This is a genomic window from Kitasatospora sp. NPDC097691, from assembly GCF_040302665.1.
Classification (GTDB): domain Bacteria; phylum Actinomycetota; class Actinomycetes; order Streptomycetales; family Streptomycetaceae; genus Kitasatospora.
Genome location: NZ_JBEORY010000012.1, coordinates 137,835 through 151,235, shown reverse-complemented (window position 1 = coordinate 151,235; position 13,401 = coordinate 137,835). Strand labels below are relative to the sequence as shown.

General features: G+C 74.8%; 11 protein-coding genes. 6 read left to right on the top strand and 5 right to left on the bottom strand.

The window, feature by feature from the left end:
* Nucleotide 1: 1 nt before the first annotated feature.
* Entirely contained in the window at nucleotides 2-1,429 is a 1,428-nt protein-coding gene (locus ABTY56_RS11835; RefSeq protein ID WP_350628452.1) for a phytoene desaturase family protein, read from the bottom strand.
* A gap of 305 nt (nucleotides 1,430-1,734) precedes the next feature.
* Here ABTY56_RS11835 and ABTY56_RS11830 point away from each other — a divergent pair, with 305 nt between their 5' ends.
* Both ABTY56_RS11830 and ABTY56_RS11825 read left to right on the top strand, forming a co-directional pair.
* A complete protein-coding gene (locus ABTY56_RS11830) occupies nucleotides 1,735-2,556 on the top strand; it encodes an aldolase (RefSeq protein ID WP_350628451.1) in 822 nt (273 codons plus the stop codon).
* A 1-nt stretch (nucleotide 2,557) separates the two neighbouring features.
* Nucleotides 2,558-3,460, top strand: coding sequence for a dihydrodipicolinate synthase family protein (locus tag ABTY56_RS11825; RefSeq protein WP_350628449.1), 903 nt, complete (start codon nucleotides 2,558-2,560; stop codon nucleotides 3,458-3,460).
* Between the two features lie 51 nt (nucleotides 3,461-3,511).
* Here the strand turns inward: ABTY56_RS11825 and ABTY56_RS11820 are convergent, their stop codons facing one another.
* The 3 genes from ABTY56_RS11820 to ABTY56_RS11810 all read right to left on the bottom strand — a co-directional run bounded on the left by ABTY56_RS11820 (nucleotide 3,512) and on the right by ABTY56_RS11810 (nucleotide 5,659).
* Nucleotides 3,512-4,087 (bottom strand): helix-turn-helix domain-containing protein, encoded by a 576-nt coding sequence (locus tag ABTY56_RS11820; protein WP_350628447.1) that lies wholly within the window; start codon nucleotides 4,085-4,087, stop codon nucleotides 3,512-3,514.
* Between the two features lie 79 nt (nucleotides 4,088-4,166).
* Nucleotides 4,167-4,859 (bottom strand): hypothetical protein, encoded by a 693-nt coding sequence (locus tag ABTY56_RS11815; protein WP_350628445.1) that lies wholly within the window; start codon nucleotides 4,857-4,859, stop codon nucleotides 4,167-4,169.
* Nucleotides 4,860-4,996: 137 nt separating this feature from the next.
* Nucleotides 4,997-5,659, bottom strand: coding sequence for a hypothetical protein (locus ABTY56_RS11810; RefSeq protein ID WP_350628444.1), 663 nt, complete (start codon nucleotides 5,657-5,659; stop codon nucleotides 4,997-4,999).
* 180 nt (nucleotides 5,660-5,839) lie between these two features.
* Between ABTY56_RS11810 and ABTY56_RS11805 the strand changes: the two genes are divergently transcribed.
* The 4 genes from ABTY56_RS11805 to ABTY56_RS11790 all read left to right on the top strand — a co-directional run bounded on the left by ABTY56_RS11805 (nucleotide 5,840) and on the right by ABTY56_RS11790 (nucleotide 12,234).
* The gene (locus ABTY56_RS11805) at nucleotides 5,840-6,649 is read left to right on the top strand and encodes an SAM-dependent methyltransferase (RefSeq protein WP_350628443.1); all 810 of its coding nucleotides are present in this window, start codon (nucleotides 5,840-5,842) and stop codon (nucleotides 6,647-6,649) included.
* A gap of 186 nt (nucleotides 6,650-6,835) precedes the next feature.
* Nucleotides 6,836-7,678 carry an FAD binding domain-containing protein gene (locus ABTY56_RS11800; RefSeq protein WP_350628442.1) on the top strand — a complete coding sequence of 281 codons (843 nt, stop codon included), beginning with the start codon at nucleotides 6,836-6,838 and terminating at the stop codon, nucleotides 7,676-7,678.
* Nucleotides 7,675-10,428: a molybdopterin-dependent oxidoreductase gene (locus tag ABTY56_RS11795; protein WP_350628441.1), complete on the top strand. Its 2,754-nt coding sequence runs from the start codon at nucleotides 7,675-7,677 to the stop codon at nucleotides 10,426-10,428. The genes ABTY56_RS11800 and ABTY56_RS11795 overlap by 4 nt, the downstream gene beginning before the upstream one ends.
* A gap of 261 nt (nucleotides 10,429-10,689) precedes the next feature.
* Nucleotides 10,690-12,234, top strand: a complete 1,545-nt coding sequence (locus tag ABTY56_RS11790) for a PucR family transcriptional regulator (RefSeq protein WP_350628440.1) — start codon at nucleotides 10,690-10,692, stop codon at nucleotides 12,232-12,234.
* 31 nt (nucleotides 12,235-12,265) lie between these two features.
* On the opposite strand, the gene ABTY56_RS11785 is transcribed toward ABTY56_RS11790, so the two are convergent.
* Nucleotides 12,266-13,393 (bottom strand): methyltransferase, encoded by a 1,128-nt coding sequence (locus tag ABTY56_RS11785; protein WP_350628439.1) that lies wholly within the window; start codon nucleotides 13,391-13,393, stop codon nucleotides 12,266-12,268.
* Between the last annotated feature and the right edge of the window lie 8 nt (nucleotides 13,394-13,401).

The following is a 13,401-nucleotide window of genomic DNA, read 5'->3' as shown; positions in this document are numbered from 1 at the left end:
CTCAGCCGGCCGGCGCGATGCCCGCGTGTCGTAGCGCGGAGCGCGCCGCGTGGATACCGCACCGGCCGTGGACGCCGGCGCCGGGTGGGGTGGCGGCGGAGCAGAGGTGGATGCCGGGGATGCCGGTGGCGTACGGGTCGAGGGCGGCGCGCGGACGCAGGACGGTCTGTCGGGCGGTGTTGGCGCCCGAGGAGATGTCGCCGCCGACGAGGTTGGCGTTGTGGTGCGGCAGGCGGAGGGTGGGGACGGTGGTGGTCGCCAGCACCCGCTCGCGGAACCCGGGCGCGAACCGTTCGAACTGGGCGAGGATCGCCGCGGAGGCGTCCCCGTCGTAGCCGTGCGGCACGTGGGCGTAGGCGTACACGGGGTGGACGTCGCCGCGGGAGCGGCCGGGGTCGGCGAGGTACTGCTGCGCCACCAGGACGAAGGGGCGTTCGGGCAGCCGGCCGCGGTCGGTCTCCCGTTCGGCGTGGGCGATCTCCTCCAGGGAGCCCCCGAGGTGGAGGGTGCCGGCCCGGCGGCAGTCCGGGTGGCGCCACGGGACGCCGCCCGCCACGGCGAAGTCCATCCGGAACGCCGCCGGTCCGTACCGCCAGCGTCGGTACGCGCGCCGGACCCGTGGGGGCAGGCGGTCGCCGCAGATGTCGGCGGCCGCGCCGGGGGCGACGTCCAGCAGGACGATCCGGCAGGGCGGCAGTTCGGCCAGCGAGCGCACCGGGTGCCCGGTCTCGATGCGCCCGCCGAGTTCGGTGAGCCGCGCCGCGAGGGCGGCGGTGATCCGGCCGGAGCCGCCCCGGGCGACCGGCCAGCCGCGGTGGTGCGCGGCGGCGAGGAGGAGCAGGCCGACGGCGGAGGTGAGGGGGCGGTCGAGCGGCCGGAAGGCGTGGGCGGCGGCGCCGGCGAACAGGGCCCGGGCCCGGTCGGTGCGCCAGGTGCGGGCGAGCAGTGTGGCGGGAAGGACGGCCCGTCGGCCGAAGTCGGCGAGCAGCAGCGGGTGTCGGGGGAGCCGCAGCAGGGGGCGCAGGACGTCCTCGGCGAGGGCGTCGACGTGCTCGCCGGGCCGGGCGAACACCCGTAGCCAGGCGTCGGCGTCGGGCCCGAACGCGCGGGCGGTGTCGCGGACCGACCGCACCGCCACGGCCGCCTTCCCGCCGTCCAGCGGGTGCGCCAGGTCGACCTCGGGCCAGGCCCACTCCAGCCCGTGCCGGGCGAGGTCGGGGGAGCGCAGCAGGGGGCTCGCCACGCCGAAGGGGTGCACCGCCGAGCAGTGGTCGTGCAGTAGACCGGGCAGGGTGCTCTCGCCGCTGCGGGCGCCGCCGCCGATCTCCTCGGCGGCCTCCAGCACGGTGACGGTGAGGCCGTGCTCGGCGAGCGTGACGGCGGCGGCCAGGCCGTTGGGCCCGGAGCCGACGACGACGGCATCGGTCATGTGCTGCCTCCCGACAGAAGCTCTTCCGGGACCCATGATGATCCCTGTGCGCCGGCTGGGCGGCGCGGCGCAGCGCCATGCCGGGCTGAGCCGCCGTCACTTCGCCTGCCGGGTGCCCCCCGTGTGCGTGCCGGGCCGACGGTCGACGCAGGACACGTTGTGTCCTATGGTGAACATCGTGTCCTCGCCGAGGCATGCCCGGCGGTCCCGCCGGCGCGGGGCGCCGCCGTGCGCCGCCCGCTCCGGCGCGCCTCCGTCCCGCCCCGCGGGGCCGACACCCCTGGGAAGTGAAGGAGAACCACGACATGGCCGACACGTTCGAAGCGGACAAGTCCGAGCTGGTGGACCTCGCCCACCGCCGGATGCAGGCCGCGATCCCCGACAGCGGCTGGACGGTGCGCCAGAAGCTCGCGCTGACCTGCCGCATCCTGTTCGACGCCGGGCACGACTCCGGCCTGGCCGGGCAGATCACCGCCCGGGCCGAACGCCCGGGCACCTACTACACCCAGCGCCTGGGGCTCGGCTTCGACGAGGTCACCGAGTCCAACCTGCTGCTGGTGGACGAGGACCTCAACGTCCTGGAGGGCGACGGGATGGCCAACCCGGCCAACCGGTTCCACAGCTGGGTCTACCGCGCCCGACCGGACGTCAACTGCGTCATCCACACCCACCCACTGCACATCTCCGCGCTGTCCATGCTCGAAACCCCGCTGGTCGTCTCGCACATGGACACCTGCCCGCTGTACGACGACTGCGCGTTCCTGGAGAAGTGGCCCGGCATCCCGGTCGGCAACGAGGAGGGCGAGATCATCACCGCCGCGCTCGGCGACAAGCGGGCGCTGCTGCTGGCCCACCACGGCCAGTTGGTCGCCACCGGGACCGTCGAGGAGGCCTGCACCCTGGCCCTGCTCTTCGAACGGGCGGCAAAGCTCCAGCTGCTGGCGAGCGCCGCCGGGAGGATCCAGGAGATTCCCGAGCTGCTGGCACAGGAGGCGCACGACTGGATCTCCACCCCCAAGCGCGGCCAGGCGAACTTCGCCTACTACGCCCGCCGCGCGCTGCGGTCCGGACACGGCGACGCCGTGGAGCACCTGCCCGCCGCCGCCCCCGCCCGGAAGGACTCCTGAGATGGCCGCGACCGTCCTCGACGGGATCATCGCCTACCCGGTGACCCCGTTCTCCCGCACCGACGGCAGCCCGGACCTCGCCCGACTCGCCGAGCTGATCGAGCGGTTGGTCGCCGCCGGCTGCCATGCGATCGCCCCGCTGGGGTCCACCGGCGAGAGCGCCTACCTCGACGACCGGGAGTGGTTCGACGTCACCGAGGCCTCGGTCGCCGCCGTCGCCGGCCGGGTGCCGACCGTGGTCGGCATCGCCGACCTCACCACCCGCAGCGCCGTCCGCCGGGCCCGGTACGCCGAACACGTCGGCGCCGACGTGGTGATGGTGCTGCCGCTGTCCTACTGGAGGCTGGACGAACGGGAGATCACCCGGCACTACGAGGAGATCGCCGGTGCGATCGGCATCCCGCTGATGGTCTACAACAACCCGGCCACCGCCGGGGTGGACCTCCCGCCGGAACTCCTGCACCGGCTGGTCGACCGGGTGGAGAACATCACCATGGTCAAGGAGAGCAGCGGCGACATCCAGCGGATGCACCGGCTCGCCCAACTCTCCGACGGCGCCCTGCCGTTCTACAACGGCTCCAACCCGATGGCGCTGGAGGCCTTCGCGGCCGGCGCGGCCGGCTGGTGCACGGCGGCGCCCTGCCTGATCCCCGAACTCGCCCTGGAGCTGTACCGGGCGGTGCGCGCCGGAGAGCTCGACACCGCCCGCCGGGTGTTCTACCGGCAGCTGCCGGTGCTGCAGTTCCTGACCGGCGGCGGCCTGCCGACCACGGTCAAGGCGGGCCTGGCGCTGCGCGGCCTGGACGTTGGCGAGCCCCGGCGGCCGCTGCTGCCGCTGGACGAGGAACGGACGGAGCGGCTGGTCACGCTGCTGGCCGAGGCGGGCACCGCCACGCCGGCGTGAGCCCGCCCACCCGCCGCGCGGCCGGGCGTGGGTGACGCAGGGCAGCGCGCGTCAGGGCAGCGTGGGCACCCGCTCGGACGGGCCGGCCGGGTCGTCGTGGATGACCACGAGGATCTCGGCCGGCTCCGCCCCGGTGCTCCGACAGCGGTGCGGCAGCGCGGAGTTGAAGTACACGCTGTCCCCTGGCCCGAGCCGTACGGTCCGCTCGGGGAACTCCAGCTCGGCGGTGCCCGCGTGGACGAACAGGAACTCCTCGCCCGCGTGGGACTTGTACGCCGAGCCGGTCGCGTCGGTCGGCGGGTACATCACGAACGGCACCATCTGCTTGCCGCTGAGGCCGGTCGCGATGCCCTCGTAGTGCGGGGTGCCCGGGCCTGCCCCGTCGGCGATCGGGGTGCGCTCGTCGGCGCGCACGACGGTCACCAGCTCGGGCTCCACCTCGTCGGAGAACAGCCGGCCGACATCGACGCCCAGGGCGCGGGCCAGCTTGAGCGCGGTCGAGATGGACGGGTCGCTGAGACCCCGCTCGACCTTGGAGAGGTAGCTCTTGGTGACGCCGACCTGCTCGGCGAGCGCCTCCAGACTGAGCCGGTTCTGCGTCCGCAGCACCCGCAGCCTGCTGCCCATGCGCCACCCCTCACCCGCGGAATCGTCCGGTCCATCATCCCATCGCGGACGCACGGGCCGTCGGGGTGGTCCCGGTGCCTCAGCCCTCGCGGGCGACGGCCGTGACCAGGGCGGTCAGGAGCAGCCAGGCGAGGGCGGGGATCACCAGGGTGATGACGAGCGGCCACTGGGCCAGGCACAGGATCACGCTCCCGAGGAGGGTGGCGAAGAAGATCAGGACGGCGGCGAAGGCCGGGACCGACACGGAGTCCTCGCGCGGCCAGGCGAGGCCGCACGCGGTCAGGGCCGATCCGAAGCCGACCAGCAGGGCCACCTTGAGGCAGGACAGCCAGGGGACGTCGGGCGTCGAGGCGCGGTGCCCGTGCCAGGAGACCTCGACCGGCCGGCCGTTCCAGATCTTCAGGTCCACGTCGGTGCCCACCTTCGCGTCCTTGTAGAAGGCCTCGCCGACGCTGAACACCTTGCCGGGCGCGGTCTCCCGCGTCACGGTCAGGTCGTAGCTGGTGGAGTCGCCGCTGTTGTCGACCTTCCGCGCCGTCACCCTGCCGGTCTCGTGGCGTACGCAGGGCGCGCCGGGCGCGGCGGCCGCCGTGCCGCAGTCAGGGGCGGCGCGGTAGGCCTCCACCGAGCGGTAGGCGTCCACGAACCAGCTGAAGGCGAGGGCGACGGTGGCCAGGCCCGCCAACAGGAGCAGGCTCCGGGCCAGGCCGCGGGCGATCGCTCGGTACACCCGGGGGCCCGGCGGCCTCGCGTCCTCGATCCGTGCGTTCATCGAACCCCCTCGATCCCGTCCCGGGCACCTCCCCGATGCCCAGCACGGATGATCCCAGGGAGGTTCCCGGCGGGGGAAGGCGATCCGACCTTCTTGTAACGCAGTTGTGGAATTTCTGCGGACGGGGACCGGTCGGCTCAGGCGAGCGACGCGGCGGTGGCGGTCAGGACCAGCCAGCCGAGGAGCGGTACGCCCAGGGTGACGGCGAGCGGCCACGGCGCCGGCAGGAGGAACTCGCCGCCGACGAAGGCGAAGTAGCCGATGACGAAGGCGCCGAGCGCGGGTGCCCCCCAGTCGGCGTCGCGCGACCGGGCCAGGCCGCGCGCGGTCAGGGCCGACCCCACAGCGACCACGGCGGCCACCTCCAGTGCGGGCAGCCGGCTGCTCCTCGGGTTCTCGGCCCGGTGCCCGTGGTAGGCGATCTCGGCCACCCTGCCCCGCCAGACCGTCACCTCCACGTTCGTGCCGGTCTCCACGTCGTCGTAGAAGTCCTGGTCGACGTCGTAGGTGCCCGTCGGTGCCGTCTCGCGCGCCACGGTCAGCCGGTAGCCGTCGTCGTCCTTCCGCGCCGTCACCCTGCCGCTCTCGTGCCGGGCGCAGTCCGTACCGGGCGTGGCGGCGGCCGTGCCGCAGACCGGTGCGGTGCGGTGGGCTCCCATCTCGTCGTGGACGTCGAGGAACAGCCGGAAGCCGACGGCGGTGACGGCCAGCCCCGCCAGGACGAGCAGGCTCCGCGCCAGCAGCCTGCCGGGCGCCACGGACGCCCGCCGGTAGCCGCCGGACGCCCCCGGGTCCCGCATCCACGTCTCCATCGCCACCCCCACGATCGCGTCCCGGGCACCTCCCCGGGCGCCCAGCGGGGATGATTCCAGGGCCGCCGGCCGGCGGGGAGCAACTCGGCGCCGTTGTGACGCAGTTGTGGAAGTCCGGTGACCGGACCTGCCGCACGGGCGGCGCGTTCGGGTCGGTACATTGCCGCCATGACGACCTCCGAACCGCTGAGTCCGGTGTCCCGCACCGCCCTGTCCGTCGCCCGGGTCCGGGCCTACGAGAGCTCCCGCCCCGACCCGCTCTTCGTCGACCCGTACGCCGAGGCGTTCGTCACGGCGGCCGACGTGCCGGCGCGGGCCTCCGGCCCGGGCAGTGACCTCGCCAAGGCCCTGGTCGCGCACGGCATCCTGCGCACCCGCTTCTACGACGACCGCCTGCTCGCCGCCGGGGCCGACCAGGTCGTGCTGCTCGCGGCCGGTCTCGACACCCGCGCCTACCGGCTGGACTGGCCCGCCGGAACCCGGGTGTTCGAGCTCGACCTGGCCCCGGTGCTGGCCTTCAAGGAGCGGGTCCTCGACGGGCTCGGCGCCGTGCCGAGCAGCGGGCGCACCACCCTGCCCGCCGACCTGCTGGACCGGGACTGGCCCGCCCGGCTGGTCGAGACCGGGTTCGACCCGGCGCGCCGCTCGGCCTGGCTGGCGGAGGGCCTGCTGGTCTACTTCACGGCCGAGGAGGCGGCCGCACTGCTCACGGCGGTCGCCGGCCTGGCCGCCCCCGGCAGCCGGCTGCTGCTGGAGAAGGGCGGGGACGTGACCGCCACCCCGCACGACCCGGCGCTCGCACGCATCACCGAGCTGTGGCGCGGCGGCCTCGGCCCCGACACCCACGGGTGGCTCGACCGGCACGGCTGGACCACCGCCCTCACCACCCTGGACGGCGTCGGCGAGACCTACGGCCGCCCGCTGTCGCGGCCCACCACCAGGGGCTTCATCGAGGCCGTACGGCGCGCGGCCGACTGAGCCCGCCCCGGGGCAGCCCCACCGCCGGGCCGCCCCCGAGAAGCCCCGCGCCGGGCGGGCGTCATGTCCATGCGCTGGTCGATCACCCAGTCCGGGCGCCCGCGCCTGGTGCGTGCGACCACTCGTTCCGCCTGGTCACGCGTTGCTTCAATCGCCGTGTCGATCAATCGAGGACGGTGACGGAACGTGGACCTGAACACGGTGGTGGAGCTGCGCGACGCGCGGCGGCGCGGGACCTGGCGCCAGGGGGACGCCTGGCTCGGCGGCGGGACGTACCTGTTCTCCGAGCCGCAGCCGCACATCCGCCGGCTGATCGACCTCAGCCGGATGGGCTGGGAACCGGTCCGGCTGACCCCCGAAGGCGACCTGGAGATCGCGGCCACCTGCACGATCGCCCAACTGTCGCGCTTCGCCAGGGCCCTGGACCGGCCGGCGGCCCCGCTCTTCGAGCAGTGCTGCCGGGCCTTCCTCGCCTCCTGGAAGATCTGGCACATGGCCACCGTCGGCGGCAACCTGTGCAACGGACTGCCCGCCGGGCCGATGATCTCCCTGACCGCCGCGCTGGACGGCGTCTGCACCCTGCTCGCCCAGGACGGCGCGGTGCGCGAGCTGCCCGTCGCGGACTTCGTCGTCGGCGCCGGCGCGAAGGACCTGCGCCCCGGCGAACTGCTCCGCTCGATCCGCCTGCCCGCCCGGGCCCTGGAACGGCGCACGGCCTTCCGACAGGCCTCCCTCTACGGGCTCGGCCGCTCCGGCGCGCTGCTCATCGGCACCCGCGACCCGCTCGACGGCGAGCTGGTGCTGACCGTCACCGCCTCCACCGTGCGCCCGATCCGGCTGCGCTTCCCGCTGCCGCCCAACGCGGCCGCGGTGCGCGAGGCGATCGCCTGCGGGATCGAGCCGCCGGAGTACTTCGACGACATCCACGGACACCCGGCCTGGCGGCGGCACATGACCTTCCGGCTGGCGGAGGAGATCCGCCGCGAGCTCGCCGAGGGGCACCGCACCGGTGAGGAGGACGGGCGATGAGCTTCTCCGTCCGGGTCAACGGCGAGGACTTCGACGCCGAGCCGCGCGCCGGCCAGTGCCTGCGCACCTACCTGCGCGAGCGCGGCTGGTTCGGGGTGAAGAAGGGCTGCGACGCCGGCGACTGCGGCGCCTGCACCGTCCAGGTGGACGGCGAGCCGGTGCACAGCTGCCTCTACCCGGCGCTGCGCGCCGAGGGCCGCGCCGTCACCACCGTGGAGGGCCTGGCCGAGGAGGGCGGGGAACTCCACCCGCTGCAGCAGAAGTTCCTGGACGCCCAGGGCTTCCAGTGCGGCTTCTGCACGGCCGGCATGCTGATGACGGCCTCGGCCTTCGACGAGGAGCAACTCGCCGACCTGCCGCGGGCGCTGAAGGGCAACCTGTGCCGCTGCACCGGGTACCGGGCGATCGAGGACGCCGTCCGCGGCGTCCGGCACACCGAACGGCCCTGCGCCGGCCAGGCGGTCGGCCGCAGCCTGGGCGCCCCCGCCGGGCCGCAGGTGGTGACCGGCACCGCCCGCTACACGTTCGACGTCGACATCGAGGGCCTGCTGCACATGAAGCTGCTGCGCTCGCCCCACCCGCACGCCCGGATCGTCGCCATCGACACCGCGGACGCGCTGCGCGTCCCCGGCGTGGTCGCGGTGTTCACCCACGAGGACGCGCCGGACACGCTGTACTCCTCGGCCCGCCACGAACACCCGACCGAGGACCCGGACGACACCCGGGTGCTGGACGACACCGTCCGCTTCGTCGGCCAGCGGGTGGCCGCCGTCGTCGCCGAGAGCGAGGGCGCCGCCGAGGAGGGCTGCCGGCGGATCGCCGTCACGTACGAGCAACTCCCGTACGTGCTCGACCCGGAGGAGGCGATGGGACCCGGCGCCCCGGTGATCCACCCCAAGGGCCCGGAGTCCCGGATCGCCCGCCCGCAGGACAACGTCTGCGGCGAGGCGCACGGCGAGCTGGGCGACGTCGAGCAGGGCTTCGCCGAGGCCGACGTGGTGTACGAGGAGACGTTCCGCACGCAGCGGGTGCAGCACGCCAGCCTGGAGACGCACGGCTGCGTCGCCTCCTTCGAGGAGCACGAGGAGACCGGCGAGGAGCGGATCGTGGTGCGCTCCTCCACCCAGGTGCCGTTCCTCACCCGGCGCGCCCTGTGCGACCTCTACGGCCTGCCGATGGACAGGGTCCGCGTGGTGGCGGGCCGGGTCGGCGGCGGGTTCGGCGGCAAGCAGGAGATGCTCACCGAGGACATCGCGGTACTGGCGGCGCTGCGCCTGCACCGGCCGGTCAAACTGGAGTTCACCCGCGCCGAGCAGTTCTACGGCGCCACGACGCGGCACCCGTTCACCATCACCGTCAAGCTCGGTGCCAGGCGCGACGGCACGCTGACGGCCCTGCAGTTCCGGGTGGTCGCCAACACGGGCGCCTACGGCAACCACGGGCCGGCGGTGATGTTCCACAGCATCGGCGAGTCGATGGGCGTCTACCGGGCGCCGCACAAGAAGGTCGACGCCTACTCCGTCTACACCAACGCGGTGCCCGCCGGCGCCTTCCGCGGCTACGGCCTCGGCCAGGTCACCTTCGCCGTGGAGTCGGCGATGGACGAACTCGCCCGCCGGCTGGGCGTCGACCCGCTGGTGCTCCGGGAGCGGAACGTCATCGGACCCGGCGAGCACATGGCGGGCCCGCTCGGCGAGGAGGAGGACCTGCACATCGCCTCGTACGGACTCGACCAGTGCCTGCGGGTGGTCCGCGACGCCCTCGCCGACGACACCAGCGCCGAACTCGCCCCCGAGGGCTGGCTGGTGGGCCAGGGCTTCGCCATGGCGGCCATCGCCTGCGGCCCGCCCGGCGGCCACCTCGCCGACGCCACGGTGAAGCTGCTGGCGGACGGCACCTACGACATCGCGGTGGGCACCGCGGAGTTCGGCAACGGCACCACCACGGTGCACAAGCAGATCACCGCGGGCGCGCTCGGCACCACCGTCGACCGGATCGCCATCCGGCAGTCCGACACCGACGTCGTCAGGCACGACACCGGCGCCTTCGGCTCGGCCGGCACGGTGGTCGCCGGCAAGGCGGTGATGAAGGCCGCCAACGCGCTCGCCGAGCGGATCCTGTCCTTCACCGCCGAGTACGCCCGCACCCCGCGCAGCCTGCTGCGGCTGACCGCCGAGGCGGTGGAGTGCGACGGGCGGACGGTGCCGCTCAAGGAGGTGTACGAGGCCGCGCACGGGCAGGGCGTGGAGCTCGCCGCCGACGGCCACTTCGGCGGCTCGCCGCGCTCGGTGGCCTTCAACTCCCAGTGGTTCCGGATCGCGGTGGACCCGGACACCGGCGAGATCCGGATCCTGCGCAGCGTCCACGGCGCCGACGCCGGCAAGGTGATGAACCCGCTGCAGTGCCGCGGCCAGGTCGAGGGCGGCGTCGCCCAGGCGCTCGGCGCGACGCTGTTCGAACAGGTCCTGGTCGACGACCGGGGCGAGGTCACCACGGCGGCGTTCCGCCGCTACCGGCTGCCGGCGTTCGCGGACGTGCCGCGCACCGAGGTGCACTTCAGCGAGACCTCCGACGCGATCGGACCGCTGGGCGCCAAGTCGATGTCGGAGAGCCCGTTCAACCCGGTGCCGCCCGCCTTCGCCAACGCCCTGCGGGACGCCACCGACATCCGTTTCACCGAGGCGCCGTTCCTGCGGGACAAGGTCTGGCGGGCCCTCGACGCGCGCCGGAGGCGGCCCGCGTCACCGTGAGCAGGGCCGGGTCGCGGGGTGCCGGGGCCGGGTCGCGGGGTGCCGGGGCCGGGCCGGCTGGTGCCGGGGCTGGTGCCGGGGGCCGGACCGGAGGCGGTCCACTGTCGGGACCACCGGACCGCGCCCCCGTCCGCCGCCCCGCCGTCAGGCGATCCCACAAGAGCCGAACCGCATCATCCGCCTTGTGTTTACGATGCCTGACACGCGTCAGCCATCGCATGTGCGAGACCCCACTCGTCCATGGCGTACAAGGAGCACAGCATGATCGTCGGAGACCTCCTGGAGCTGGACGACCTCCACATCGAGGTCGCCTGGGCCGGACCCCACCTGCTCGACCGCGAGGTGACCGGCGTGACCTCCACCGACCTGCAGGACCCGGCCCGCTACCTGCAGCGCGGCGAACTGGTCCTCTCCGGGCTGGTCTGGTGGCGGCCGGACGAGGGCCAGGGGGCGATGCGCTTCGCCAACGCGCTGCGCATCGCCGAGGTCGCCGCGCTCCTGGCCGGCGAGGGCACCCACGGCACCGTCCCCCCGGAGCTGGTCGAGGCCTGCCGCCGGCACGGCGTCCCCCTGCTGTCGGTGCCCGCCGGCACCAGCTTCCGCTCCGTCACCGACCGCGTCTACCTGCGGCTGTGGGGCGACCTGCAGGCGCACGCCGAGGGGCAGGCGGCGCTCCCGGCCGCCGCCCGGCGCGCCCTGACCCAGCTCCTGCGCGCGCAGGCCTCCCCGGACGAGCTCCTGGAGCGGGCCGTCGCCGACCTCGGACTGCCCGGGTGCTCCCTGACGACCGGCTCCGGGCGGGTGCTGGCCACGTCCGAGCAGGCCACGGCGCACACCCCGGCGTCCGCTGCGGCGCACGCCCCGGCCCCCCGCGCCCCGCGCCCTGCCGCCCGCCCTGCCGCGACGCCCGTCCCGGTCGGCCCGCCCGGAGACTCGCCGTTCGACGGCTGGCTGCTGCAACCCCACAGCGAGCCGGGCCCGACCGCCACCGCCCTGCTGCACGGCCTGGCCGAACTGCTCGCCCCGCTCGCCACCCGCGACCGGGCCACCGCCACCGCCCAGCGGCAGACCGGCACCCGGCTGATCGAACTGCTCGACTCCGGCGCCGACGACGAAGCCGAGGCGGACCGCGCGCTCGCCCTCTCCGGCCTGCCCCCGCACCAGCGGCTCACCCCGGTCGCCGCGCGGATCGACGGCGCACCCGCGACCTGGACGGCCGCGGCCCTCGCCGAAGCCCTCCACGACCTGCCCGCCCCCTTCGTCGCCGCCCCCGACGGCCGGGGCGGCGCGGCGGCCCTGTCCCCGGCCCCGGAGGCCCGGATCGCCGAGACCCTGCAGCGCGTCCTCCCGCGCCTGGAAGCCGCCCTGACCGGCGGAAGGCGGCTGCGCCTGGGCATCGGCGCCACCGTCGAACCGCTCGCCCCCGAGCTCCGGTCCGCGCTCGTCCAGGCCCGCTACGCGGTCGACGTCGAGCCGCCCGGCACCGTCGGCCGCTGCTCGCGGATCACCTCCCTCGAAGCGCTGCTGCGCGGCGTCCCGGCCGAGATCACCGCGGAGTTCCGCCGCCGGGTCCTCGCGCCGCTGATCGAGCACGACCGGGCCAACACCGTCTCCCTGCTGGACACCCTGGACGCCTTCCTCCGGCACAGCGCCTCCTGGTCCAGGACGGCGGAGGCGCTGCACCTGCACGTCAACACGGTGCACTACCGGATCAAACGGATCGAGGAGCTCACCGGCCGCAGCCTGCTGAAGCTGCAGGACCGCCTCGACCTGTGGGCGGCGCTGCGCTGCACACCGCCCGCCTGACGCCGGCGCGGGCCCCCGTCCGCCGGTCCGCTCAGGCGGCCACCGCCTCGACCACCGACAGCACCGTCGGCGTGGGGACCACCCGGGACAGCCGCAGCCCGGCCCGGGTGAAGAGCTCCGCGAAGTCGGCCTCGGTGCGCTCGCGGCCGGTGAGGGAGGCCATCATCATCAGGTCCAGCGTCTTCGCCTGGTGCGGCGCGTTGCCCGGCGGGACCACGGCGTCCAGGACGAGGACCCGGCCGCCCGGCCGCAGGGCGCGATGGCAGTGCCCGAGCAGGGTGACGCAGTCGTCGTCGTCCCAGTCGTGCGTGATCCGCTTGAGCAGGTGGACGTCGCCGTCGGGTACGGAGGCGAAGAAGTCGCCCTCCTGCGGCGTCCAGCGGTCCGCGATCTCCCCGTGCGCCGCCAACCGGTGCCCGGCGAGCACGTGGGCGCGGTCGTAGAGGACGCCCTCCAGGCCCGGGTTGCGGCGCAGCACCTCCAGCAGCAGGCCGCCGTGACCGCCCCCGATGTCCACGACCGTGCCGCTCGCCGGGAGCTCGCAGGCGGCCGCGATGAGCGCGTTCTCCGGGTCGGACATCGCGGCCATGCCGACGTGGAAGACGGCGGCCGTCCGCTCGTCCTTGGCGAAGTGGTCGAAGAACGGCATGCCGAAGAGGTTCTCGAAGGCCGTGGTGCCCTCGGTCAGACAGTGCGTCAGCTCTCCGGCGGGCCGCCACATGGTGCGGTCGGTGAGCATCAGGACGGCCGTCCGGACGGAGTACGGGACGTCGCCGCGCAGGGCCTGTCCGGCCGGGGCGAGGGCGAAGCGGCCCTGCGCGTCCTCCGTGACGACGCCCCGGGTGGCGAGCAGTCGCAGCACCCGGTACAGGTTCCGGTGGTCCGTACCGGTCGCGGCGGCGAGTTCGGCGGGGCTGCGGGGGCCGTCCGCGAGGTGGTCGGCGACCCCGACCTCGGCGGCGGCGCGGAGGGCGGCGGGGAAGAGGAAGCCGAGCGCCTCGTCGACCAGGAAGGCAGCGGACTGCCGCAGGCCCGCCTCGCGCCCGTCCGCCGTGGTCCCCGCCGCCGTCTCCGGTGTGGCCGCGGGGCGTGCCCCCGCGCCGTCCGCCGACCCTGCCGCCACCCGGTCGCCCGTCGTGCGGCCCTCGTCCTGACGCATGTCGTCCT

Excerpts from the sequence above, each read along its gene's own strand:
- ABTY56_RS11835 (WP_350628452.1), bottom strand. The coding sequence starts at position 1,429 with ATGACCGATGCCGTCGTCGTCGGCTCCGGGCCCAACGGCCTGGCCGCC.
- ABTY56_RS11830 (WP_350628451.1), top strand. The coding sequence starts at position 1,735 with ATGGCCGACACGTTCGAAGCGGACAAGTCCGAGCTGGTGGACCTCGCC.
- ABTY56_RS11825 (WP_350628449.1), top strand. The coding sequence starts at position 2,558 with ATGGCCGCGACCGTCCTCGACGGGATCATCGCCTACCCGGTGACCCCG.
- ABTY56_RS11820 (WP_350628447.1), bottom strand. The coding sequence starts at position 4,087 with ATGGGCAGCAGGCTGCGGGTGCTGCGGACGCAGAACCGGCTCAGTCTG.
- ABTY56_RS11815 (WP_350628445.1), bottom strand. The coding sequence starts at position 4,859 with ATGAACGCACGGATCGAGGACGCGAGGCCGCCGGGCCCCCGGGTGTAC.
- ABTY56_RS11810 (WP_350628444.1), bottom strand. The coding sequence starts at position 5,659 with ATGCGGGACCCGGGGGCGTCCGGCGGCTACCGGCGGGCGTCCGTGGCG.
- ABTY56_RS11805 (WP_350628443.1), top strand. The coding sequence starts at position 5,840 with ATGACGACCTCCGAACCGCTGAGTCCGGTGTCCCGCACCGCCCTGTCC.
- ABTY56_RS11795 (WP_350628441.1), top strand. The coding sequence starts at position 7,675 with ATGAGCTTCTCCGTCCGGGTCAACGGCGAGGACTTCGACGCCGAGCCG.
- ABTY56_RS11790 (WP_350628440.1), top strand. The coding sequence starts at position 10,690 with ATGATCGTCGGAGACCTCCTGGAGCTGGACGACCTCCACATCGAGGTC.
- ABTY56_RS11785 (WP_350628439.1), bottom strand. The coding sequence starts at position 13,393 with ATGCGTCAGGACGAGGGCCGCACGACGGGCGACCGGGTGGCGGCAGGG.